The following is a 23657-nucleotide window of genomic DNA, read 5'->3' as shown; positions in this document are numbered from 1 at the left end:
GACGGGGTCGCGGTACGGGTGGGGTCAGCCCTTCACCGCGCCGGTGATCACGCCCTTGGTGAAGTGCCGCTGCACGAACGGATAGATGATCACCGCCGGGATGACCGTCACCACCACCACCGCCATCTTGACCGCGAGCGTCGGCGGGTACGCGGTCACCCCGGGCAGGCTCACCGACGCGCCGGAGACGTTCGGCGACTGCCCGGCAAGGATGTAGCTCTGCAACACCCGCTGGATCGGGAACTTGTCGTTGGAGTCGATGTAGAGCACCGCGTTGAAGTACACGTTCCAGTAGCCGACCGCGTAGAAGAGCCCGACCACGGCGATCACCGCCTTGGACAACGGCAGCACGATCCGGGTGAGGATGCGCAACTCCCCCGCGCCGTCGATGCGGGCGCTGTCGAGCAGCTCGGCCGGCACGTTCATGAAGAACGCGCGGATCACCACCAGGTTGAACACGCTTATCGCGCTGGGCAGGATCAGCGACCAGAGGCTGTCCTTGAGGCCCAGCCCGGTCACCACCAGGTAGCTCGGCACCAGCCCCGGGAAGATCAGGAACGTCAGCAGGAAGTAGAACAGCAACCCCCGGTGGGCCACCGAGCCCGGCCGGGACAGCCCGTACGCGGCCAGCACGGTGAGCACCAGGCTGACCGTGGTGCCGAACACGGTGACCAGGGTGCTGACCCACACCGCCCGGGTGACGTCCCCGCCGCTGAAGATGGTGATGTACGCCGACGGGTCGAACTCCCGGGGGATCATCACCATGCCACCCGCGTCGTCGATGGTGCCGCGTGAGGCGAGGCTGGTGACCAGCACCGCCCAGAGCGGCACCAGCACCGCCGCCACCAGCAGCGTGAGCACGACCCCCTTGCCGATGGTCAGCGACGTCGACGGGCGGCCCGCCCACACCGGACGACCGGGGTGGCGTCGCCGCGGCGGTGGCGCCGGTGGCCCCGCCGTGGTCGGTGCCGCGGGCACCGGCCCGGCACCACTGAGCTGTGCGGTCATGATTTCGCGTACACCCCCTGCTCACCGAGCCGATGCGCGATCTTGTTCGCGGTGAGGATGAGCACCAGCCCGACCACCGCCTTGAACAGGCCCGCCGCCGCACCGAGCCCCCATTGCTGGGTGCTGATCGCCTGGTAGTAGACGAACGTGTCGAGCACCTCGGCCGCCTCCCGGCCGACCGCCTCCCGTTGCAGGATGAACTGCTCGAACCCGACCGAGAGCGCGTCGCCGAGCCGCATGATGAGCAGCAGCACGATCACCGGACGCAGGCCGGGCAGGGTGATGTGCCACAACCGCCGCCACCGGCCGGCCCCGTCGGCCGCCGCCGCCTCGTACAGGTTCTGGTCGATGGCGGACAGCGCGGCCAGGAAGACGATCGCCCCCCACCCCAGGTCCTTCCAGACCGCCTCGGCGGTGACCAGCACGATGAACGTGTCCGGGTTGGTCATGATCCCCCAGGGCTCAAGACCGGCCTGGCGCATCTCCTGGGCCAGCAGTCCGGCCCCACCGAACATCTGCACGAAGAACGTCACCACCAGCACCCAGCTGAAGAAGTGCGGCAGGTAGACGACGCTCTGCACGAAGCCACGCAGCCGCCCGGAGACGACGCTGTTGAGGATGAGTGCCAGCAGGATCGGCAGCGGGAAGAAGAACACCAGCTGGAAGGCGGTGATGCTCAGCGTGTTGCGGACCGCGTCCCAGAACAGCGGGTCGCGGAAGAGTGCCTCGAAGTTGCCGAAGCCGATCCACTCGCTGTTGAGGAACGCGTCCAGCGGGTCGTCGCCGACGAACGGGTTGTAGTCCTGAAAGGCGATGATGTTGCCCAGCGTGGGCAGGTAGTGGAAGACCAGCAGCAGCACCGCCGCCGGTGCGGCCATCGCCAGCAGCGGCCAGTCGCGGCGCAGCCGGGTCCGCAGGCTGCGCCGCTGGGGACGCCGCGGTGACGGCGTACGCCCGGCAGGTGGCCGCGTGTCCACGGCGCCGGGGGCGCTCACGACCGCACCCGGGCACCGGTCGGCGGCGCACTCGCCTGCCCGCTCATCGGCCGTTGTCGGCGAGCGCCTTCTCGTGGAACGCGCGGCCCTCCTCGCCACCGGTGTCGAGGAACTCCTTGCGTACCTGGGCCAGGTCGCTGACCGGGCGACGGCCGCGCAGGATGTCGCGGATCTTGTCATCGGTCGGCTGGATGATCTTCGACCAGTTCGCCGGCAGCTCGAGCTTGATCCCGGCGAACAGGTCCGGCTCCATCTGGCCGATGTGCTTGCGGTAGTACCCGATGTAGTCCTGCACGTAGTTCGGTGTGTCGCCGCTGCGCACCTTGACCGGCACCCGACCGCCGATGTGGGTGTACTGCGCGCCGAGTTCCTTACGGCCCAGCTCGGTCAGCGCCGGCGTGCCGTCGGCGCCCTGGGTGAAGTGTTGTCCCTCAACGCCGTACTCGCGCAGCTCGAACTCCCGGCTGCCGAACGGGGCGGCACACCAGTTGAGCACCCGCAGCACCTCGTCGACCCGCTCGGCGGGCAGATCCTTCTTGAGGAAGGTGTAGAAGATCGGCTTCTCGCTGCCCCAGATGACCGGCTGGGCGCCCTGCGCGCCGAAGACCGGCAGCGGCTGCATGTCGAAGGTGGGCAGCTCCTTGACCCGTTCACTCTGCATGCCCTGCCAGGCACCGAGGCCGTCGCGGTACATGAGGATCTTGCCGGAGTTGAACAGTTGCTTCTCGTCCTCGCCCTTGCTCTCCGCCGTGTCCGGGTGTACCAGGCCCTCGGCGAACAGCCGGGCGGTGAACGCCAGCGCCGCCTCGAACGCCGGGTCCTCGAACTTGTGCTGCAGACCGCCGTCGGGCTTCTTGCGCCAGGTCTGGTGGCAGCCGAAGTACTGCTGGATCATTTCGAAGACGCTGCCGAAGGCCCACACGCCCTTGGCCGGGTTGGTGGCCTTCTTGCCGAACTCGTACAGCTCGTCGGGGCTGGTGGGGGTGGCCAGTCCGGCGGCGCCGAGCAGATCCTTGCGGTAGAACATGGCCCACGCGAACGGACCGTCGGTGGGGAACGGCACGGCGTAGAGCCGTCCGCCCCAGACCGAGTACTCCCAGGCCCCGCTGGGCAACGCCGCCAGGTACGGGTACTTCGCCGCGTTGTCGCCCTGAAGGTGGTCGGTCAGGTCGGTGAACAACGCCTTGACCGCGTCGGAGAACCGGGCGACCTTGTCCACCTCCCAGTTCGGCGCGGACAGCAGCTCCGGCACGTCGCGCGCGCCGAGCATGGCGTTGAGTTTGTCGGCGTAGGTCAGGCCGTCCTGCAGGCTCGGGTTGACCTCCACGCCGAGCTTGCCGTTCACCGCGCCCAGGTAGGAGTTGCGGCCCAGCGGCGGTGGGGTCGGACCCCACCAGGGGCTCATCGTCTGGATCGGCGGACCACCCCGGCCGGGTGGCTCGGTGACCGCGTCGACGAGTTCGCGCGGATAGCTGAGGTAGCCGTGCGGGATCGGGCCCTCACCGGGGATGTCCGGCTTGAGCAGCTCGGCCGGCTGGTAGGTGGGCAGCACCGCCTTGATGGCGTCGGCGTTCGTGGCGCTGCCCTGGCTGCCGGCTTCCTTGCTGCAACCGGCCAGGGCGCCGCCGCCCACGGTCGCGGCGGCGCCGAGGCCGATCAGCCGCAGCATGGTCCGGCGGTCGGTGGATGTGCGCGCAGAAGGCGTCACGGCGCACTCCCTTCGTCGTCGATAACGGTTTGCGGAGCGGGGGACTCCGGCTAGGATTAGTTGGGGTTCTAGCCGAACAAACTAATCGACGGCAATCCGTCCCACAAGACAGCGCGGGCGGCCTGGTCGGTCCCGCCAGCGCGGTACGCGATGATGGACGCGCGCCACGACACCGGCGCAGGGAGCGGGCAGAGCGTGATCAGCATCCACAACGAACCGCAGCCGACCGACCTCGGCGACGTCCGTGTCGCCAACCGGGCGGTGGTGCTGCGGCACGTCCGCCTGCACGCCCCCTGCTCCCGCGCCGACATCGCCGCGCGCACCGGCCTGAACAAGGCCACCGTCTCCAGCCTGGTGACCGAGCTGATCGACCAGCGGCTGGTCCGCGAGACCGGGCTCACCGAGAACCGGGTCGGCCGACCGGCCACGATGCTGGTCCTCGACGGTGAGCCGTACGCCGCGCTGGGTTTGCAGATCGGCGCCGACGAGCTGGTGGCCGTCGCCGTGGACCTCGGCGGCAACCGGCTGCTGACCTGGCGACGGGCCTTCGCCGCGACCACGGTGCCGCCCACCGAGACGCTGCGCGCCCTGGCCGCGCTCGCCCGGCGGGCGGTCGGGCGGGTCACCGCCCAGGGCCGCACGGTGCTGGGCCTCACCGTCGGCGTACCCGGCCTCGTCGACCCGTCCGGCGCGGTGCCGGTGGCCAGTGCCCTGGGCTGGCGGGACGTGCCGGTCGCGGCCGAACTGGGCGCCGCCCTGCGGGATCCGCAGTTCGCCGTCGGCGTCGACAGCGTCGCCAACCTCGCCGCTCTCGCCGAGCAGCGGCACGGCGCGTACGCCGGCACCACCGACCTGGTGCACCTGACCGGCGGGGTCACCGTCGCCGCCGGCATCATCGCCGCCGGACGACTGCTGCGCGGCGGGCGCGGCTTCGCCGGCGAGATCGGGCACCTGTCGCTGGACCCGGCCGGCCCACCCTGCGCCTGCGGCGCCCACGGCTGCCTGACCGCCCTGGTCGGCCTGCCCGCCGTGGTACGCCGGCTGCTGCCCGATGTCGAGGCCGACGGCCCGGTCGTCGACTACCTGCCGGAACTGACGCGGATCGTGGCGCTCGCCCAGCAGGACGACCCCGGCGTGTGCAGCGGCCTGGCCGAGACCGGCCGGCACCTCGGTCGTGGTGTCGCCGTCCTGGCGGACCTGCTGAACCCGGAGACCGTCGTGCTCGGTGACCATTTCGCCACCCTGGCACCCTGGCTGCTACCGGCGGCCCGGTCGGAACTGGCCGCCCGGGCGCACGCCCCGGGCGCCGGCGGGTGCCGCCTGGAAGCGTCCACCCTGGACACCGCCGGCGCGCTCGGCGGCGCCACCGCCGCCCTGGCCACCATCGAGGCCGGACGGCTACCCGCCCGCTGATCGACCGCAACGCTCCCGGTCGATGCGTCCCCGGCCGCTCGGAGTCTTGACCCGACCCGCCGAGGGTGCCAACCTCGAAGCGAGCCGCTCCGTACGGGCACCCGGGGCGGCTTGCTTTCCACGGTTTGTCGAAGCGCTTCGCCAGCGTCCGGGCCGACGACCGTCATCCCACCATGACCTGCGAGGCCGCTCGGCCATCCGCCGTCGAAGCGCTTCGACCTCCGGCGCGCCGGGCACTGGAAGGCGATCCACCATGACCGACCGCACCACACCCCCGATCCGGGACCGGGTCGAGGACCTGCTGACCCGGCTCACCGTGCCGGAGAAGATCGGGCTGCTGCACCAGTGGCAGGCCCCCGTCCCCCGGCTCGGCCTGCCCGGCTTCCGGACCGGCACCGAGGCGTTGCACGGCGTCGCCTGGCTCGGCCCGGCGACCGTCTTCCCCCAGGCCGTCGGCCTGGCCAGCACCTGGAACCCCGACCTGGTACGCGCCGTCGGTGACGCCGTCGGCGACGAGGTACGCGCCAAGCACCACGCCGACCCGCAGCGCGTCGGCCTCAACGTGTGGGCGCCGGTGGTCAACCCGCTGCGCGACCCGCGCTGGGGACGCAACGAGGAAGGCTGGTCGGAAGACCCGTGGCTGACCGGTCGACTCGCCACCGCCTACGCGCAGGGGCTGCGCGGCGGGCATCCCGAGCGGCTGCGCACCGCCCCGACGGTAAAGCACTTCCTCGGCTACAACAACGAGACCGACCGGGCCACCACCTCCAACGACCTGCCACCCCGGGTGCTGCACGAGTACGAGCTGCCGGCGTTCCGTGCCCCGCTCGCCGCCGACGCGGCGGTCGCCGCGATGGCCAGCTACAACCTGGTCGACGGGGTGCCGGCGCACCTGAGCCCGCTCATCGACGGTGAGCTGCGCCGGTGGGCACCCGGCGAGGTCCTGGTCGTCGGCGACGCGGGGGCGGTGAGCAACATCGCCGGGGTGCAGGGCCACCTGCCCGACCACGTCGAGGGGTTCGCCGCGGCGCTGCGCGCCGGAATCGACAGCTTCACCGAGGACGACGCCGACATAGAGCCCACCCGCCGGCACCTCACCGAAGCCCTGAACCGTGGGTTGATCACCGAGTCCGACCTGGACCGGGCGGTCCGTCGGGTGCTCACCCTCCGGCTGCGACTGGGCGACCTCGATCCACCGCACACCGACCCGTACGCCGGGACCGGACCGGAGGTCGTCGACTGCCCGGCGCACCGCGACCTGGCCCGGACGGCCGCCCGGCAGTCCATCGTGCTGCTGCGCAACCGTGGCCTGCTGCCACTGTCGCCGGGCCTGCGGATCGCGGTGCTCGGTCCGCTCGCCGACGCCGTGCACACCGACTGGTACAGCGGCACCCTGCCCTACGCGACAAGCACCGTCCAGGGGTTGGCGCAGCGGCTGCCGGAACTCACCAGCGACCCCGGAACCGACCGGATCACCCTGCGGGTGGGTGACCGCTACGTCGGATGCACCGACGAGGCCGAGGGTGGTCCGCTGACCATCGGTGTCGACCCGGCCTCGTTCGACGTGTTCGACTGGGGTCGGGACACGGTCGCGTTGCGGGCCGTCGGCAACGGCCGCCACGTCGGCGTCGACGACGACGGCGCGCTGGTCAACGACCGGTCCGGGCCCGGCGGCTGGGTGGTCCGGGAGACCTTCCAGTTCGATCCGCTGCCCGACGGCAGCGTGCTGCTGCGCCACCTGGCCACCGACCGCTACGTCACCGTCGACGAGCACGGCCGGCTGCGGGTCGACGGCGACGACCGGGCCGGCACCGGCTTCGGCATCGACGTGGTCACCGACGGTGCCGCGCGGGCCGCCGAGCTGGCCGCCGCCGCCGACGTCGCGGTGGTGACGGTGGGCAACCATCCGATGGTCAACGGACGCGAGACCGAGGACCGCCTCGACCTGGCCCTACCGGCCCGGCAGGAGGCGATGCTGCGCGCCGTGCACGCCGCCAACCCACGCACCGTGCTGGCGGTCACCAGCAGCTACCCGTACGCGCTGGGCTGGGCACAACGCCACCTGCCGGCGGTGCTCTGGTCGGCGCACGGCGGGCAGGAGCACGGCAACGCCCTCGCTGACGTGCTCCTCGGCGACGCCGACCCGGGCGGTCGGCTCACCCAGACCTGGTACGCCGACACCGCCGAGCTGCCCGACCTGCTCGACTACGACGTGATCGGCGCGGACTCCACCTACCTGTACTACCGGGGCGAACCGCTGTACCCGTTCGGGCACGGCTTGTCCTACGCCGAGTTCGACTACCGCGATCTGCGGCTGAGCGCCACGTCGGTCGACGTCGGCGACGATGTCGAGGTGAGCGTGGAGGTCACCAACGTCAGCGACCGTCCCGGGGTGGAGGTGGTACAGCTCTACACCCGGCAACGGCGTTCCCGGGTGAAGCAGCCCCTGCGGCAACTGCGCGACTTCGCCCGGATCGTGCTCGCGCCGGGCGAACGGCGTACCGTCACGCTGCGGCTGCGCAGCGCCGAGCTGAGCTGGTGGGACGCCGACCGGGAGGGCTTCGTGGTGGAGGACGCCACCCACACCGTGCTGGTCGGTCGCTCGGCCACCGACGTGCGGCTGGTCGGCGCGGTGGCCGTACGCGGTGAGCCGAAGGCCCGGCCGGCCCGGCCACACGCCGCCAGCGGGGTCCGGTGAGCGGGCGGGGCCGGGTGCCGTCCGGTCAACCCACCATCGCCGACGTGGCCCGGCACGCCGGTGTCGCGGTGAGCACCGTGTCGTACGTGCTCAGCGGCAAGCGGGCCATCTCGGAGCTGACCCGCAACCGGGTGCTGGCCAGCGTCCGGCTGCTCGGCTACCACCCGAACGCGGGCGCCCGGGCCCTGGCCAGCCGACGCGCCAACGTCATCGCGTTGGTGCTGCCGCTGCGCTCGGGCATCCAGGTGCCGGTGGTGATGCAGTTCGCCACGGCGGTGGTGACCTCCGCCCGCGGTCACGACCACGACGTGCTGCTGCTGACCTCCGACGAGGGCCCACAGGGGTTGCACCGCATCGCCGCCGGCGCCCTGGTCGACGGGGTGCTGGTGATGGACGTGGAACTGCACGACGCCCGGGTGCCGCTGCTGCGTGCGTTGGGTCGGCCCAGCGTGCTGATCGGCCTGCCCGCCGACACCGACGGACTGACCTGTGTGGACCTGGACTTCCACCGCGCCGGGCAGGTCTGCGTGGAGCATCTGGCGGGGCTCGGACACCGCCGCGTCGCGCTGCTCGGCGCGCCGGCCGCCGTCTACGAACGGGGCACCGGCTTCGCCCACCGCACCCGCGCGGGCGTGGTCGAGGCGGCGGCCCGGCACGGCGTCGAGGCAGTCACGTTGCCCTGCGAGGAGAACGCCGCCGAGGTGCACGCCCGGGTGGTCGAGCTGTTCGCCCGGCAGCCGGAACTGTCCGCTCTGGTGGTGCAGAACGAGGCGGCGGTGGGCCCGGTGCAGGCGGCGCTGGCCGCGCTGGGCCGGCGGGTGCCCGATGACGTGTCGGTGGTGGCCGTCTGCCCGGACCAGTTCGCCGAGCACGCCAGCCCGCGCCTGACCTCGGTGCCGGTACCCGCCGAGGAGATCGGTCGACAGGCCGTGTCGCTGCTCATGCGTCGTCTGCGGGACGAGCCGACCCCGCAGGTGACGCTGCTGGAACCCCGGCTGACCGTGCGGGACAGCACGGCCGCGGCGACCGGCACGACGGCGCCGTACGACAATCGGGCGGCGGCCCGGTGACCGGTCCGGTCCACCGGATCTGGGACACCGCACCGGCGGACGACTGGCAGGACGCCCTGCTCGCCGGCAACGGCGAGTACGGGATCATGGTGCACGGTCGGCCGTGGGCGGAACGCATCGTGGTCAACCATCACCGGTTCGTGCTGCCCAACGGCACCCACGACGCCCGGGCGCCGCGGCTGGCCGCGCTGCTGCCCCGGATCCGGCGGTTGATCCTGGCCGACCGCCGCGCGGAGGCGAGCCGGCTACTGGCCGGTGACGGCGTGCTGCGCTGGACGCAGTCGTTCCATCCCGGCTTCGCGTTGACCGTCGACGCCGACGGCGGGCCGGTGCGCGATTACCGCCGGTACACCGACTTCGACACCGGCGAGGTCGTGGTGCGGTGGGCCGGCGGGAGCCGCCACTCGTTCGTCTCGCGTACCGACCGGTTGATCGTCACCCGGCTCGACATGGGGCCCTGCCGGGTCGGCGTGACCGGCGACCTGCCCGGCTGCCCCGCCGGGCTGCGCTACACGGTGTCGGCGTACCGCCGCGACGGGTTGGTCTTCCTCCGGGCGCGGGCCCGCTATCCGACGGCCGGCGCCGGGTACGGCTTCGAGGGGTTGACGCTGCTGCGTGGCGCGGTCGAGATCGACGGCGACGGGGTGCGCGTCGACGGGCCCGCCCTGCTGGTGACGGTGCTCGACCGCCCACGCGACCGGTGGCGTACCGGTGCGTTGCAGCGCCGGCTGACCGGCCACCGCGACGCCCGCTACGGCGATCTGCTGGCCCGCCACACGGCCCGACACACCCCGGCGTACCGGCGGGTCGAGCTGGACCTGGCGGTGCCGGCGGCGCAGCGGGAGCTGCCCGTCGGTGAGCTGCTGGCCCGGCAGGCCGCCGACCCGCACACGCTTGACGCGGCGCTGCTGGAGCGGCTGTTCCACGCCGGCCGTTACCTGCTGCTCAGCGCCAGCGGCGTGCTGCCGCCCCGGCTGACCGGGTTGTGGCTCGGTTCGTGGGACGCCGCCTGGGCCGGTGACTTCACCACCGACGCGAACCTGAACCTGCAACTGGCCTCGGCCAACCTGGCTGCCCTGCCGGAGGTCACACAGGCGCACACCCGGCTGGTACGCGCCCAGGTCGAGCACTGGCGGCGCAACGCCGAGGCGATCTACGGGGCGCGCGGGCTGTTGGCCCCGAGCCGCACCGACGGCGAGCACGGCCACCTGTTCCACATGCATCCGGACTGGCCGTTCGCGGCGTGGTTGCCGGGCGCGCACTGGCTGCTGTTCCCGCTCTACGAACGGCACCTGGTGACCGGGGAGCCGTTGGGTGAGGTGGCGGGTTGGCTGGTGGAGGTGGCCGAGTTCCTCGCCGACGTGTTGACCACCACCGGGAAAGGCGGGACGTGCGGGTTCGTGCCGTCGTACTCGGCGGAGACCGGGCCACTCGACGCCTCGGGTACGGCGGTGCACGTGGCGGTCAACGCCACGATGGACATCGCCGCGGCGCGGCACGCGTTCACCGTGGCCGCCGCGCTGACCGGCGACCGGCGGTGGACGCGGTTGGCGGCGCGGCTGCCGCCGTACCGCCTCGACGCCGACGGGGCGTTGACCGAGTGGGCCTGGCCCGGTTACCGGACCGACGAGGACCACCGCCACGTCAGCCACCTGTATCCGGTGTGGCCGCTGGACGAGATCAATCCCGAGGACACCCCGGAGCTGGCCACCGCCGCGTACCGGGCGCTGCGCCGCCGGGGCGACGAGAACCTGTCCGCGCACGGCAGCCTGCACCGGGCGCTGGCCGCCGCCCGGCTGCACGACGGACCGCTGGTCGAGACGAACCTGCTCAAGATCGTCGGCAACGACATGTTCTTCCGGTCGCTGATGAGCGCACACAACCCGGGTCGCGTCACCTACAACGCCGATGCCGCGCACGCCCTGCCGGCGGTGCTGATCGAGTCACTGGTGCAGGGTCGGCCCGGTCGGCTGCGGCTGCTGCCGGCACCGTTGCCGGGGCTGCCGCACGGCACCCTACGCGGGGTGCGCTGTCCCGGACGGGTCACCGTCGAGGAGTTGGCCTGGCGGCCGGGCGCGGTGCGGGCCCGGCTGGTCTCGGCGGTCCCCCGACGACTGCGGGTCCGCAGCCCGTACGGCGAGACGGTCCGACAGGTGGCCGCCGGCGAACCGGTCGAGGTGTCGTTCACCGGGTAGCCGGCGTCGCCGCGACCCGGTCGGCGGCGCTGGGCGGGCACTAGACTGCCCGCTCGATGGACGTTGAGTCGACTTCAGCCGCCGACACCCGCCCCTGCGCCCACTGTGGGCGCGATGTGCCGCAGCGGGCCGGCGCGGGCCGCCCGTTCCGGTACTGCCGGGACAACGACGGTGCCTGCCAGCGGGCCTCCCGTAACAGCCGGATGCGGCACCGCAACGCCCCGGGCCTGCCCGGGCAGGTGGCCCGGACCTGGGAGGCGGTGGACCGGCTCGACCAGATCGTGGCCACTCTCACCGAGGCGCTGCACGCCGAGTTGTCGCCGGCCGGGGTGCAGCGGCAACTGTCCCAGCTGCGTGCGGAGACCGCCGGCGAGATCGCGGCGGCGCAGACCGAACGCGACGAGGCGCTACGGGCCGCCGAGGACGCCGCCGCCCACGCCGAGCGGCAGCGTCGGCAGGCTCAGGCGGCGACCGCCGAACGTGACGCCGCCCGGGCGGAGGCCGCCCGCGCGACCGAGCGGGCCGAATCGGCGGTGGACCGGGCGCAGGATGCGCAGACCGCCCGGGACGAGGCGCGGCGGGAGGCCGCGGCCGCGCAGGCGTTGCGGGCCCAGGCCGAGGCGGACCGGGACGCCGCCCGCGCCCAGGTGAGCTCGGTACGGGCCGACCTGGCCGCCGAACGCCGGCGCAGCGGTGACCTGACCGCTGAACGCGACGCCGCCCGTACCGACGCGCAGCGGGCCGCCGACCGCGCCGCGGCGGCCCTCGCCGAGGTCGACCGGTTGCGGGCCGAGATGGACCAGACGCGGGCCGCGGCCGAGCGGGCCCACGCGCAGGCCGAGCAGGCCCGGACGGAGACCGAGCAGGTTCGGGTCGAGGCTGCGCGGGCTCGGGCGGAGGCGGAGCGGGCGCGGGCGGAGGCGGCCTCGGCCCGAACGGAGGCCGAGCGGGCGGAGCAGGCCCGGGCGCAGGCCGACGCCGACCGGGAGCACGCCCAGGCGCAGGCCCGGCAGGCCGGCGAGCGGCAGGCCGCGCTGGCCGCCCGCGTCGAGCAGTTGGGTGCGGAGCTGACCGGCCTGCGGGCGACCCTCGGCACCGCCGAGGGCCAGGTGAGTGAGCTCACGGTGCGCCTTCGCGCCACCGAGGCCGACCGCGACGACGCCCGCGAGCGGGTGGCCCAACTCGCCGCCCAGGTCGCCGACCTGGCCACCGCCCTCACCCGTCCCACCCGCTGACCTCCGGCCCTCCCCCGTCCCGCGCCGATCATGCAGTTGTGGTACCCCAGAAAGCGCATCAGTTCGGACAAATCGACCACCATAACTGCATGATCGGCGGGCCTGGGTGCGGGAGGATGGCCGCATGGGTAAGACGCATGAGCGCATCGAAGGGCGGCTGCGGGAGTTCATCGAGGCGCAGCCGATGTTCTTCACCGCGACCGCGCCGCTGGCCGGCGACGGCACCGTCAACCTCTCCCCGAAGGGCCTGCGGGGCTGTCTCGCCGTGCTCGACGAGCAGACGGTGGCCTATCTGGACTTCGCCGGCAGCAACGCCGAGACCATCGCCCACCTGCGGGAGAACGGCAGGATCACCCTGATGTGGTGCGCCTTCGCCGGCCCGCCGAACATCGTGCGGGTACACGGCCAGGGTGAACCCGTGTTCCGCGACGACCCCCGCTTCCCCGACCTGCTGACGCACTTCCCGGACATCGACCCCACCCGGCACGGCCTCCGGGCGATCATCGTGGTGCACGCCCGGCTGATCCGCGACACCTGCGGCTACGCGGTGCCGTTCATGACCTACGACAGCGACCGGGACCTGCACGCCCGCCGTTTCGCCCGGGAGGACGACACGTCACTGGACGCCTACTTCGCCGGCAAGGACGACATCGCCACCAGCATCGACGGCCTGCCGGGGCTGCCGTTGCCGCTACCGCCGACGCCGCGGACCGGCTGACCGCACGGGGTGGGCCGCGACACCGACGGGTGCCTGCCCGGCGCGTCGACCCGCCGCTCTGCCGCACCAGGACCTCGGCCGGTTACCATTCCCGCTGGCGGTGACGGTCCGCCGAGACGACCCGGCCGGGACGACCCCGCCGGGCGTACGTGATGGCCGGCTACCCTGGATTGCGCACCCGGGTGTACGGGTTGTCGAGCCCGGGGATCGGGAATGGCCCGGCGGAGACGGACCGTTACACCGTTAGGACCTGCACCACCGAAGAGGGGAAGTCGATCATGGGCGAGCGTATGCTGCGCGGAAGCCGGCTGGGCGCGGTCAGCTACGAATCCGACCGCAACACGGAGCTCGCGCCGCGGCAGACCCGCGAGTACCTGTGCGCCAAGGGTCACCAGTTCGAGGTGCCGTTCGCCGTCGACGCCGAGGTGCCCACCACCTGGGAGTGCAAGTTCGACGGCAGCGTGGCCCGGCTGGTCGACGGCAGCGAGCCGGAGCAGAAGAAGGCCAAGCCGCCGCGTACCCACTGGGACATGCTGCTGGAGCGACGTTCGATCGCCGAGCTTGAGGACATCCTGGCCGAACGGCTGCAGGAGGTCCGCACCCGTCGCGGCCGCGCCTGACCCGATACCGTCGACGGCGCCCCGGGGATCCCCGGGGCGCCGTTTCGCGTACGTCAGCGCGGCTCCACGATCTCGCCCTCGATGGCCTCACCCTCGACCACCGGACGCGCCGGGGAGGTCGGCGTCTGCGGCGTCGGACCCGGCGGCGTCGACCCCGGCTGCGGCCCGCCCCGGTACACCCGCACCCGCCGGGGCCCGAACAGGTCACCGGCGGTCATCGACGACACCCGGCGCTCCGCGACCCGCTGCACCCCACCCCGGGCCAACCGGCGCACCGGCGGCACCAGCAGCAGCACCCCCACCAGGCCGCTGACCAGACCCGGGGTCGCCAGCAGCAGAGCACCGAGCAGCCCCACCAGCCCGTCGGTCACCTGCCGACCGGGCGGCCGACCCGACTGCGCGGCCTCCCGGAAACCCCGCCACGCCCGCACACCCTCCCGGCGCAGCAACACCAGACCCAGCAGCGAGGCCGCGAACACCAGCAGCGTCGCCGCACCGAACCCGAGCGCCCGACCCACCACCACGAACACGGCGATCTCCACGGCCGCGGACACCAGCAGAGCCAACGGTACGAACCTCAGTGCTCGGCGCATCTCACCCCAACCGCCTCACGGCGCCTCGTCATCTCGGCCCCGCCCCGGCGGGCGCAGCCGTCCCGTCCGTCCAGCATGACACGCCGCCGCGCAGAGCAGGTTCGCGGAGCCGCACCGGTAGCGTCGCCGCCGACCCGGCCGGGCCGCTCTCAGGGCCACCGCGCCTGTCCGGCCGTGGCCGCGCGCATGCCACGCCGCACCGCCGTACGCCGGTCGCGCACCGCCCAGCCGGTGATGCGCCACAACGCCTCCACGACGATCAGCGGGCTCATCTTGCTGGCACCACGCTCCCGCTCGGCAAAGGTGATCGGCACCTCCACGATCCGCGCTCCCGCCCGGTGCGCCAGCCGCGACAGCTCCACCTGAAACGAGTACCCCTGCGAACACACCGAATCCAGGTCCAGGGCGTCCAGCACCCCGGCCCGGTAGACCCGGTAACCGCCGGTGGCGTCGGCGACCGGCATCCCCAACGCCAGCCGCGCGTACAGGTTGCCGCACCGCGACAGCAGCAACCGCCGCAGCGGCCAGTTCACCACCCGGGCACCCCGGGTCCACCGCGATCCGATCACCACGTCGGCGTCGCGGGCCGCGGCCAGCAACGCCGGCAGGTCCTCCGGGGCGTGCGAGCCGTCGGCGTCCATCTCGACCACCGCGTCGAAGCCACGCCGCCGCGCCCACGCGAACCCCGCCAGGTACGCCGCACCGAGCCCCTGCTTCCCCTCCCGGTGCAGCACGTGCACCCGCTGGTCGGCCCGGGCGATGCCCTCGGCGATCACACCCGTGCCGTCCGGGCTGTTGTCGTCGGCGACGAGGATCTCCACCTGCGGCGCGGCCCGCCGAACCCGCCGCACGATCGCCGTGACGTTGTCGGCTTCGTTGTAGGTGGGAATCACCACCAGCACCCGACCCACACCGGGCACCCCGGTCATCACCGGACGGATGTCGGTTCCGCGTACCACCGCTGCCCCCTCACCCCGGGTGGGCGGCCCCCGGTACGGGCCGGCCGTCCCGCCGACGCCGCAGCACCGCCGCGCCGACCACCGCGGCCACGGCCAGCCCCGCCAGCACCACCTCCGGCAGCACCCCGACCCGGGTGGCCAGCGTGCGTCCCTCGGTCAGCCGCAGCTGCCGCACCACGACCGCGCGGGTGTTGAACCCGGTGGCGTCGCTTACCCGCCCGTCCGGGGTGACGAACCCGGACACCCCGACCGTGGAGGCCATCAACGCCGCACGCCCGTGCTCGACCGCACGCAACCGCACCATGGCCAACTGCTGACGCGCCTCGGCCTCGTCGAAGGTGGCGTTGTTCGTCTGCACCACCAGCAGCTGCGCCCCACCGACGACGGTGTCACGGACCAGCCCGTCGTAGGCGACCTCGAAGCAGATCACGTCCCCGAGCACCGCCGGCCCGCTGTCGATCACTCCCGCCTCGGTACCGGCCACGAAGTCGGCCCGCACCCGGTCGACCTGGTCGCTGACCATCCGGGCGATCCGGCGCAGCGGCACGTACTCGGCGAACGGCACCGGATGACGCTTGACGTACAGCTGCTCCAGGTCGGGGCCGCTGCCCGGACGCCACAGCAGCCCCGCGTTGCGTACCTGCCCCCGCTGCGGCCCGAGCAGCACCGCACCGACCAGGATCGGCACCCCGACGGCGTCCGCGGCGGCGGAGATCCGCGCTCCGGCCGACGGGTTGCGCAGCGGGTCGATGTCGCTGGAGTTCTCCGGCCACACCACCAGGTCCGGTCGGGGCCGGGTGCCGGCGGCGACCTCACCGGCCAGGGCGATGGTGGCCTCGACGTGGTTGTCGAGCACCGCCTGCCGCTGGGCGTTGAAGTCCAATCCGAGTCGCGGCACGTTGCCCTGCACGATCGCCACCGTCACGCCCGCCGCGTCCCGGGTGGTGGCCACCGGCACCAGCAGCCCACCGGCGAGCAGCAGCAGCACCGTCGTGGCGCACCCGGCCGCCGGCACCCACCGCCGGGCACCGCCGGCGCCGCGCCGCGCCCGGACCGTCCACCACGCCCCGGTGACCAGCAGCCCACCGGCCAGCGCCACCGCGAACGTCACAAGCGGCGCACCGCCGAGCGCGGCCAGCCGCAGCAGCGGCGACTCGTCCTGACCGAACGCCAACCGGCCCCACGGGAACCCGCCGAACGGTGTCCGGTCGCGCAGCGCCTCCTGCCCCACCCACAGCACACCGGTCACCGCCGGCCACACCGCCGGGAACCGGTCGACCAGCGGCGACACCCACGCCGTGGCCAGCCCCAGCACCGCCAGGTAGCCGGCCTGCAACAGCGACAGCAGCACCCACGGCAGGTAGCCGGTGTGCAGGTTCGTCCAGGCCAGCAACGGCGCGAACAGGGTCAGACCGGTCAGGAAACCCAGACCGGCGCCGGCGCGCAGCCGCCGCCGGTGGGTCGCGGCGGCCAGCAGCGCCACCCCGACCGGCGCCAGCGGCCACCACCCGTACGGCGGGAAGGCCAGCAGCAACGCCAGGCCGGCGACCACCGCCATGGCGACGGCCACCGGCAGGCGCACCGGGCCCGCCGGCACCTGACCGGGCGGCGGCGGTTCGGGCCCGGCGGCGCGGTCCACGGTCGTCACGGGCGGGTCGGACGCGATCACGCGCCGAAGGCTACCCGCCCGCCGTAACCACCCGCCCGCCTGCCCGGGTGGCCGGTCGGTGGCGGGCGACCGTCAGCGGCGGCCGGCCCACCTGCCGCACACCCTGCGACCAGCCGCGACAATCGACAAGTAATGTTGCTGTTATGGCAAACGAGGTGGCGGCGGTGCTGGCAGCGGTCGGACCCCGACTGCGAGCCCTCCGCAAACAACGCGGCACCACCCTGAACGAACTCGCCGACACCACCGGCATCTCGGTGAGCACCCTGTCCCGGCTCGAATCCGGGCAGCGCCGCCCCACCCTGGAACTGCTGCTGCCACTGGCCCGCGCCCACCAGGTGCCCCTGGACGAACTGGTCGGCGCCCCCGCCGTCGGCGACCCCCGGGTCCGCCCCCGCCCCATCGTCCGGCACGGCATGACGTTCCTGCCGTTGACCCGCCGCCACGGCGGCCCGCAGGCGTTCAAACAGATCCTGCCGCCACACACCCCCGCCGACGCGCAACCACAGTCCCACGAGGGCTACGAGTGGCTGTACGTGCTCTGCGGCCAGCTACGACTGCGCCTCGGCGACCACGACCTGCTCCTCACCCCCGGCGAGGTCGCCGAGTTCGACACCCGGGTGCCGCACTGCGTCACCAACCCCGGCCCCGAACCCACCGAGGTGCTCAACCTGTTCGGCCCGCAGGGCGAACACCTGCACGTACGCGCCCGCCCCTGAACCACACCGGCGGCCACGACGAAGTCGGGGCGCGGCATACGCCGCGCCCCGATGCTCCCAGGCCCCTCCCGGCCGGTGCGGCGGAATGCGGCACGCCGACCTTCGGACCGACCCGACGGTGACTGGCTGTCCCCGCCTGGCCGTTGTCTACTGGCCGTGCACCCCATCCTGCCCGTACACCGGTAACCGCAGCCGGTTCGCGCCGCCCCGCCGACCCCCGCCCGCTGGACCTGGCCGCCGCGACTGAACATGCACCGTGTCGCTCGGCCAGCGGACGAAGGGACGAAGCGAACAACAGCCGCTTCCCGTGGTAGGACTCAAAGACGGTACGTGGCCCACCCCCGACCTTGTCAACCCACCCCCGACGAGTCGTCGCCCCGACCCGGCGTGTCGAGGCGGCCACCACCTCGCCGACGCCCCCGGCCACAGCAACCATCCACCCCGGTCAACCGAGCAGTGACCCCAGCAGCCCCCGCGCCGCCATTTGATGCCCCTCGGCCAGCATCCCGGCCGCGGCCAGCACATAGTCGGTGTCCACCACCGGCCGGGCCGCCCTCGGCAACGCCCACCCACCGGCATGGTCGGTCAACACCGCGTCCAACACCCCGGCCGCGTCGTTGTCCGAGGCGTGCCGCAGCACCCCACCCGACCCGACAAGCAGCCGCACGTCCCGCAGATCCCGACCGGCCCGCTCACCGGTACCCACCCCGCGGGCGTGGCGACGCAACGCCACCGTCGCCGCCAACGCCGCGATCCGCGCGTCGACCACCCGACCGGCGGCGTCCGCCGGCAGGAACCCGGGATCGGCGGCCCGCGCCGCGGCCTCGCCGGCCAACCCGTCGGCCTCGGTCACCGCGACCAGACGTTCCTCGACGGCCGCCCGCACCACCCCCGGCGCGCTCCACCGCACCCCCAGATCCCCCTCGACCGTCCGTGCCCGCCACAGCTCACCGGCCACCTCCCGGCCCGGCCCACCGGCCCGCTCGTCCGGAGTGAGCACCGAGTACACGTCCGTGGTCGCACCACCCACGTCGACGACCACCAGGTCACCGCCGGCCACGTCGGCGAGCACCTCCACCCCCGACAGCACCGCGTCCGGCGTCGCCGCCCGCACCAGCCGGGTGAACCGGCCACCCCGCGACAACCCCTTACCACCGATCACATGCCGCAGGAACACCTGCCGGATCGCCGACCGCGCCGACACCGGCGCCAACACCCCGATGCGCGGCAGCACATTGTCGGCCACCGTCACCGGCACCCCCGCCCCGGCCAACAGCCCGTGCAGATCATCGCGCACGTCACCGTTGCCGGCGAGCACCACCGGCACCCGCCACCTGGCCCGCGCCAGCCGCGTCGCATTGTGCGTGAGCGTCTCCGCGTCCCCGCCGTCGGTGCCACCGACCAGCAGCACCACGTCCGGGCGGGCCGCCCGCAACGCCGCCAGCTCCGCCCGACCCAGCCGCCCCGCCGCCACGTGCACCACGTCCGCCCCCGCCGACAGGCCGACCCGCCGACCCGCCTGCGCGGTCACCAGCGGCTCGTAACCGATCACCGCCAGCCGCAACCCACCACCCGCCGACGAACACACCAACCACGGCACCTCACCCGAGGTGAACCCGGCCGTCGCCGCACCCACCGCCGCATCCAGGCCGTGCAGCACATCCGACCCCACAGTGGTCGGCGCCGCCGCCGCCGACACCAGCCCACCACCGTCGAGATCGACCACCGCCACCTTCGTGTACGTCGAACCGACGTCGGCGCAGACCGCGACGTTCACACCGCAGCGGGCACGACCACCGTGCCGGTCGCCGTCACCGCCACCAACGGCTGCGCCAACACCTCCGCCGCCGACCCGCCCCGATCCGGCCGACCCCGGCACACCACCCGGGCCTCGAAATCGATGGTGCGGCTGCGGGTACCCACCCGGGTCACCGTCGCCACCACCTCCACCACGTCACCGGCCCGCACCGGCGCCTTGAACTGCACATCCGAGTACGACGCGAACAACCCCTCGTCACCGTCGGTACGGATACACACCTCGGTGGCCACATCCCCGAACAGCCCCAACGCGTACGCCCCGTCGACGAGATCACCCGCATAGTGCGCGTGCGCGTACGGCACATACCGCCGATGCGTCACCGTCACACCCAACCGACGGTCAGTCATGCCACCCTCGCCCTCCTACCCGTGATCAACGCATGGACCAGATAGGACGCCACCTCACCCGGCGTCGTACCCCGACCGAAGATCCGATCCACCCCCAACTCGGCGGCCTGCGACTCGTCGAACCGCGGCCCACCCACGATCAACAACGGTCGCCGGGCCGCCGGCAACGCCTCCCGGAACGCCGCCGACATCTCCCGCGTGTTGTGCAGATGCGCATCCCGCTGCGTCACCACCTGCGACACCAGCACCGCATCCGCCCGCGCCACCCGCGCCGCCTCCACCAACTCCGGCACACTCACCTGCGCACCCAGGTTCGTCACCGCCAACTCCCGGTAGTACTCCAGACCCTTCTCCCCCGCGATCCCCTTCACATTCAGGATCGCGTCGATGCCCACCGTGTGCGCGTCCGTACCGATACACGCACCCACCACCGACAACTTCCGCCGCAACCGCCGCTTGACAACCGCGTTGACCTCCTTGGCGCTCAGCAACGGAAAGTCCCGCTCCACCACCCGCACCGCCGACAGGTCCACCAGATGGTTCACCCGCCCGTACACCACGAAGAACGTGAACCCGTCACCGATCGGCTTCGCGTGCACCAGCAACGCCGGATCGATGCCCATCTTGTTCGCCAACTGCACCGCCGCACCCTCGGCCCGCTTGTCATGCGGCACCGGCAACGTGAACGACACCTGCACCATGCCGTCACCGGTGGTGTCCCCGTACGGCCGCACCACACCGCCGCCCGTCACGGCCGGGCCTCCTCGGGTCGCGGCTGCTCCAGGATCTCCGTGGCCGGGTTGTAGTAACCCACCTCGTGCCGCGCCACACCGTCCAGACCCTTACCCCGATCCGCCGGCCGCTTCATGATCCCGAACGTGCCCTCGGCGATCGCCGTCAACAACGACTGCTCACCGATGCGCTCCAACAACCCCACCGCCTCGGCCAGCACCCGGTTCGCCCGCTGCTGAATGAACCCACCCGGCGCCGGCACGAAATCCTCGTGCAACCCACCCGCCGCGCCGAGCACGTACCGCACGTTCTGCAGGGCGATGTCCCGATCCGACAACCACGGCGTCACCACCGCCTCCGTCATCATCCCCACCAGCAGGATCCCCTGCCCGGTCATCGTGCCCACCAGATTGAAGAACCCGTCCAGCAGATTCCCCCGGAACACGTCCCCCGTCATGTGCTTCGTCGGCGGCATCCACTTCAACGGCGCATCCGGAAACAACTCCCGCGCCAGCAACGCATGCGCCAACTCCAGGCGCAACGACTCCGGCACCTCCGGGTTGATCTCGAAAGCGTGCCCCAGCCCCAACTGCCAGTCCGCCAACCCCGCCTCATGCGCGAAGTACTCGTTGAGCAACTGCGACACCGTCACCGTGTGCGCCTCGTCCACCGCATCCGCGGTGGTCAGATAATTGTCCTCACCGGTGTTGATGATGATCCCCGCCCGCGCGTGCACCTGCCGCGAGAACCGCTGGTCCACGAACGTCCGCACCGGATTGATGTCCCGGAACAAGATCCCGTACATCGAGTCGTTGAGCATCATGTCCAACCGCTCCAGGCCCGCGAGGGTCGCCATCTCCGGCATGCACAACCCCGACGCGTAGTTCGTCAGCCGCACATACCGCCCCAACTCCTTCGACGACACGTCCAACGCCGCCCGCATCAACCGGAAGTTCTCCTGCGTCGCATACGTGCCCGCGAACCCCTCCCGGGTAGCACCCTCCGGCACGTAGTCCAGCAGCGACTGCCCCGTCGACCGGATCACCGCAATCACATCCGCGCCCGCCCGCGCCGCCGCCTGCGCCTGCGGAATGTCCTCGTAGATGTCCCCCGTCGCCACGATCAGATAGATCCACGGCCGCCGCGGCGGATCCCCGAACCGCCGCACCAGACGGTCCCGCTCCACACGACGCCGATCGACCCGCCGAATCCCCGCACCAACCGCCCGCCGAGCCGCCCGCCGAGCGGCGGTAGCCGCCCGGCCAGCCGGAACGGTGAACCGCACCGAACCGGCGGCAGCCTTCTGCGCCAGCAGCGTCACGTCACTGATCTGCTCGCGCACCAGCGCGTCGAACACCGGCAACGCCACCCCGTGACCCAGACCGACATCCGCCACCACCGCATCCACCAGCCGGTTCACCCACGGAATACCGTCCGGATCCGCACCGGCCACCCCGGCCAGCCGCAACACCGCCCGCTCCACCGACACCGTGGTGTGACCACGCGCCAACTCCACCACCGGCCGCCCGGCCCGCCGCGCCAACTCCCGCGCCCGCGCCACCAGCACCGGATCCAGGTCAAGCTTCCCCGTCACGCGGACCCTTCCTCATAGATCACCTCACCGCGCAACACCGTGCGCCGACACACCGGCAACGGCGTCGGATCATCCGCACCACGCGCCTCCGGATCCTCCGCCTGCAACACCGGCAACCCCCGCTCCACCCCGGCCGGCGTGGACCACACCGCGAACGTCGCCGGCGCACCCAACGCCAGCACGCCCTCGCTGTCCAGATGCACCGCCCGCCAACCACCCCGGGTGTGCGCCGCGAACGCCGCCCGCACACTCATCCGCTGCACCGGATTGTGATGCGCCACCGCAGCCCGCACCGAACCCCACGGATCCAACGGCGTCACCGGCGAATCCGAACCGAACGCCAACGCCACCCCGACCCCGTGCATCGCACCCATCGGATTCGACGCCAACGACCGCGCCAACCCCAACCGCGTCTCGTACATCCGCCCCGCGCCACCCCACAACCGGTCGAACGCCGGCTGCATCGACGCCACCACCCCGTACTCCACGAACCCGGCGATCAACCGCCGATCCACGATCTCCGCGTGCTCCACCCGATGCCGCGCCGCCCGCAACCGATCCGTGCCCAACCGCCGCGCCGCCCCCGCGAAACCCTCAAGCACCGTCGACACGGCCGCGTCACCGATCGCATGGAACCCGCCCTGCATCCCGTGCGCCGCACAGTCCAACAAATGATCACGCACCTGGTCCGCGCTCAGATAACCGTGACCACACCCGTCACCATCGGCGTACGGCTGCGACAGGTGCGCCGTCCGCGAACCCAACGCCCCATCGGCAAACAGATCACCACCGGCACCGACCGCCCCCAGCTCCCGCGCCCGCGCCGCACCACCCAACTCACCCCAGTACCCGTACACCTCCGGCATCCCCGCACCGGAGATCGCCATCAGGCCGGTGAAATCCTCCTCGTCGGAGATCTCCGGCCCGCCGCACTCGTGCACCGCCGCGATCCCCACCGACGCCGCGTACCCCAACGCCACCCGCTGCGCCGCCACCCGCTGCGCCCGCGTCACCGACGCCCGCGCCACCGCCCGCACCACATGGTGCGCGTCCCGACGCAGCCAACCCGACCCGTCGTAGCCCGGCGCGGCCGCCGCCTCGGGACACGCCGCCAGCAACGCCTCCGACACCAACGCCGAATGGATCGACGCCTGCGACAGGTACACCCGCCGACCGTCCGCCGCCCGACCCAACTGCGCCGCCGACGGCGGCTGCGCCACCGACCACGTCGACTCGTCCCACCCGTGCCCCAACACCACCGCGTCCACCGGCAGACCCGCCGCGTACGCCGACACCGCGTCCAACAGCTCACCGGCCGACCGCACCCCGGACAGATCCAGCCCGGACAACACCAACCCGGTGTCGCTGGCGTGCACGTGCGCGTCCACGAAAGCCGGCGTCACCAACGCACCGTCCAGCTCCACCACCCGATCGGCCGGCGGCGCGTCGGCATCCGAACCCAGCCACACGATCCGCCCGTCACGGACCAGCAACGCCGTCGCGGACGGATCCGCCGGGCAGTGCAGCACACCGGCGCGGTACAACGTCGAGGGGAAGTTCGTCATGGC

19 protein-coding genes are annotated in these 23657 nt (G+C 72.7%); 8 read left to right on the top strand and 11 right to left on the bottom strand.

Annotated elements, in window-relative coordinates:
• Nucleotides 1-24: 24 nt before the first annotated feature.
• From O3597_RS09790 to O3597_RS09780, 3 genes are read right to left on the bottom strand one after another with little or no spacing between them, the layout of a single operon-like run.
• Complete coding sequence (locus O3597_RS09790; RefSeq protein ID WP_164449851.1) at nt 25-1008, bottom strand: carbohydrate ABC transporter permease; 984 nt, start codon at nt 1006-1008, stop codon at nt 25-27.
• Nucleotides 1005-2003: an ABC transporter permease subunit gene (locus O3597_RS09785; protein WP_281603917.1), complete on the bottom strand. Its 999-nt coding sequence runs from the start codon at nt 2001-2003 to the stop codon at nt 1005-1007. Before O3597_RS09785 ends, O3597_RS09790 begins: the two co-directional genes overlap by 4 nt.
• A 43-nt stretch (nt 2004-2046) precedes the next feature.
• Nucleotides 2047-3711: an extracellular solute-binding protein gene (locus O3597_RS09780; protein ID WP_281603916.1), complete on the bottom strand. Its 1665-nt coding sequence runs from the start codon at nt 3709-3711 to the stop codon at nt 2047-2049.
• A gap of 195 nt (nt 3712-3906) precedes the next feature.
• Here O3597_RS09780 and O3597_RS09775 point away from each other — a divergent pair, with 195 nt between their 5' ends.
• The 7 genes from O3597_RS09775 (at nt 3907) to O3597_RS09745 (ending at nt 13660) form a co-directional block, all read left to right on the top strand.
• Nucleotides 3907-5124, top strand: coding sequence for an ROK family transcriptional regulator (locus tag O3597_RS09775; protein WP_281603915.1), 1218 nt, complete (start codon nt 3907-3909; stop codon nt 5122-5124).
• A 253-nt stretch (nt 5125-5377) separates the two neighbouring features.
• On the top strand, nt 5378-7822 hold the full coding sequence (locus O3597_RS09770; protein ID WP_281603914.1) for a glycoside hydrolase family 3 C-terminal domain-containing protein: 2445 nt from the start codon (nt 5378-5380) through the stop codon (nt 7820-7822).
• On the top strand, nt 7819-8892 hold the full coding sequence (locus tag O3597_RS09765; protein ID WP_281603913.1) for a LacI family DNA-binding transcriptional regulator: 1074 nt from the start codon (nt 7819-7821) through the stop codon (nt 8890-8892). The genes O3597_RS09770 and O3597_RS09765 overlap by 4 nt, the downstream gene beginning before the upstream one ends.
• On the top strand, nt 8889-11087 hold the full coding sequence (locus tag O3597_RS09760; protein ID WP_281603912.1) for a glycoside hydrolase N-terminal domain-containing protein: 2199 nt from the start codon (nt 8889-8891) through the stop codon (nt 11085-11087). Before O3597_RS09765 ends, O3597_RS09760 begins: the two co-directional genes overlap by 4 nt.
• Nucleotides 11088-11143: 56 nt before the next feature.
• Nucleotides 11144-12322: a hypothetical protein gene (locus O3597_RS09755; RefSeq protein WP_281603911.1), complete on the top strand. Its 1179-nt coding sequence runs from the start codon at nt 11144-11146 to the stop codon at nt 12320-12322.
• A 124-nt stretch (nt 12323-12446) separates the two neighbouring features.
• A complete protein-coding gene (locus O3597_RS09750; protein ID WP_164449847.1) occupies nt 12447-13040 on the top strand; it encodes a pyridoxamine 5'-phosphate oxidase family protein in 594 nt (197 codons plus the stop codon).
• 278 nt (nt 13041-13318) lie between these two features.
• The gene (locus O3597_RS09745; protein ID WP_046564157.1) at nt 13319-13660 is read left to right on the top strand and encodes an RNA polymerase-binding protein RbpA; all 342 of its coding nucleotides are present in this window, start codon (nt 13319-13321) and stop codon (nt 13658-13660) included.
• A 53-nt stretch (nt 13661-13713) separates the two neighbouring features.
• On the opposite strand, the gene O3597_RS09740 is transcribed toward O3597_RS09745, so the two are convergent.
• The 3 genes from O3597_RS09740 to lnt form a co-directional block, all read right to left on the bottom strand.
• Nucleotides 13714-14253 (bottom strand): FxsA family protein, encoded by a 540-nt coding sequence (locus tag O3597_RS09740; RefSeq protein WP_281603910.1) that lies wholly within the window; start codon nt 14251-14253, stop codon nt 13714-13716.
• A gap of 149 nt (nt 14254-14402) precedes the next feature.
• The gene (locus tag O3597_RS09735; protein WP_281604509.1) at nt 14403-15182 is read right to left on the bottom strand and encodes a polyprenol monophosphomannose synthase; all 780 of its coding nucleotides are present in this window, start codon (nt 15180-15182) and stop codon (nt 14403-14405) included.
• 40 nt (nt 15183-15222) lie between these two features.
• Nucleotides 15223-16809 (bottom strand): apolipoprotein N-acyltransferase, encoded by a 1587-nt coding sequence (gene lnt / locus O3597_RS09730; protein WP_281604508.1) that lies wholly within the window; start codon nt 16807-16809, stop codon nt 15223-15225.
• A gap of 215 nt (nt 16810-17024) precedes the next feature.
• On the opposite strand from lnt, the gene O3597_RS09725 reads away from it, so the two are divergent.
• A complete protein-coding gene (locus O3597_RS09725; protein ID WP_281603909.1) occupies nt 17025-17597 on the top strand; it encodes an XRE family transcriptional regulator in 573 nt (190 codons plus the stop codon).
• 445 nt (nt 17598-18042) lie between these two features.
• Here the strand turns inward: O3597_RS09725 and O3597_RS09720 are convergent, their stop codons facing one another.
• From O3597_RS09720 to O3597_RS09700, 5 genes are read right to left on the bottom strand one after another with little or no spacing between them, the layout of a single operon-like run.
• A complete protein-coding gene (locus tag O3597_RS09720; RefSeq protein ID WP_281603908.1) occupies nt 18043-19374 on the bottom strand; it encodes a glutamate mutase L in 1332 nt (443 codons plus the stop codon).
• Entirely contained in the window at nt 19371-19763 is a 393-nt protein-coding gene (locus O3597_RS09715; RefSeq protein WP_281603907.1) for a hotdog domain-containing protein, read from the bottom strand. Before O3597_RS09715 ends, O3597_RS09720 begins: the two co-directional genes overlap by 4 nt.
• Entirely contained in the window at nt 19760-20515 is a 756-nt protein-coding gene (locus tag O3597_RS09710) for an OAM dimerization domain-containing protein (RefSeq protein ID WP_164449843.1), read from the bottom strand. Before O3597_RS09710 ends, O3597_RS09715 begins: the two co-directional genes overlap by 4 nt.
• Nucleotides 20512-22089, bottom strand: a complete 1578-nt coding sequence (locus O3597_RS09705; RefSeq protein ID WP_281603906.1) for a lysine 5,6-aminomutase subunit alpha — start codon at nt 22087-22089, stop codon at nt 20512-20514. Before O3597_RS09705 ends, O3597_RS09710 begins: the two co-directional genes overlap by 4 nt.
• On the bottom strand, nt 22086-23654 hold the full coding sequence (locus tag O3597_RS09700; RefSeq protein WP_281603905.1) for an amidohydrolase family protein: 1569 nt from the start codon (nt 23652-23654) through the stop codon (nt 22086-22088). The genes O3597_RS09705 and O3597_RS09700 overlap by 4 nt, the downstream gene beginning before the upstream one ends.
• Nucleotides 23655-23657 lie beyond the last annotated feature (3 nt).

It is taken from the genome of Verrucosispora sp. WMMA2044, assembly GCF_027497155.1.
In the GTDB taxonomy this organism is placed as follows: Bacteria; Actinomycetota; Actinomycetes; order Mycobacteriales; family Micromonosporaceae; genus Micromonospora; species Micromonospora palythoicola.
This window is presented reverse-complemented; position numbering and strand designations above follow the sequence as displayed.

Coding starts and splice junctions, on each gene's coding strand:
- O3597_RS09790 (WP_164449851.1), bottom strand. CDS start 1,008: ATGACCGCACAGCTCAGTGGTGCCGGGCCGGTGCCCGCGGCACCGACC.
- O3597_RS09770 (WP_281603914.1), top strand. CDS start 5,378: ATGACCGACCGCACCACACCCCCGATCCGGGACCGGGTCGAGGACCTG.
- O3597_RS09755 (WP_281603911.1), top strand. CDS start 11,144: ATGGACGTTGAGTCGACTTCAGCCGCCGACACCCGCCCCTGCGCCCAC.
- O3597_RS09750 (WP_164449847.1), top strand. CDS start 12,447: ATGGGTAAGACGCATGAGCGCATCGAAGGGCGGCTGCGGGAGTTCATC.
- O3597_RS09745 (WP_046564157.1), top strand. CDS start 13,319: ATGGGCGAGCGTATGCTGCGCGGAAGCCGGCTGGGCGCGGTCAGCTAC.
- O3597_RS09740 (WP_281603910.1), bottom strand. CDS start 14,253: ATGCGCCGAGCACTGAGGTTCGTACCGTTGGCTCTGCTGGTGTCCGCG.
- O3597_RS09735 (WP_281604509.1), bottom strand. CDS start 15,182: ATGACCGGGGTGCCCGGTGTGGGTCGGGTGCTGGTGGTGATTCCCACC.
- O3597_RS09725 (WP_281603909.1), top strand. CDS start 17,025: ATGGCAAACGAGGTGGCGGCGGTGCTGGCAGCGGTCGGACCCCGACTG.
- O3597_RS09715 (WP_281603907.1), bottom strand. CDS start 19,763: ATGACTGACCGTCGGTTGGGTGTGACGGTGACGCATCGGCGGTATGTG.
- O3597_RS09700 (WP_281603905.1), bottom strand. CDS start 23,654: ATGACGAACTTCCCCTCGACGTTGTACCGCGCCGGTGTGCTGCACTGC.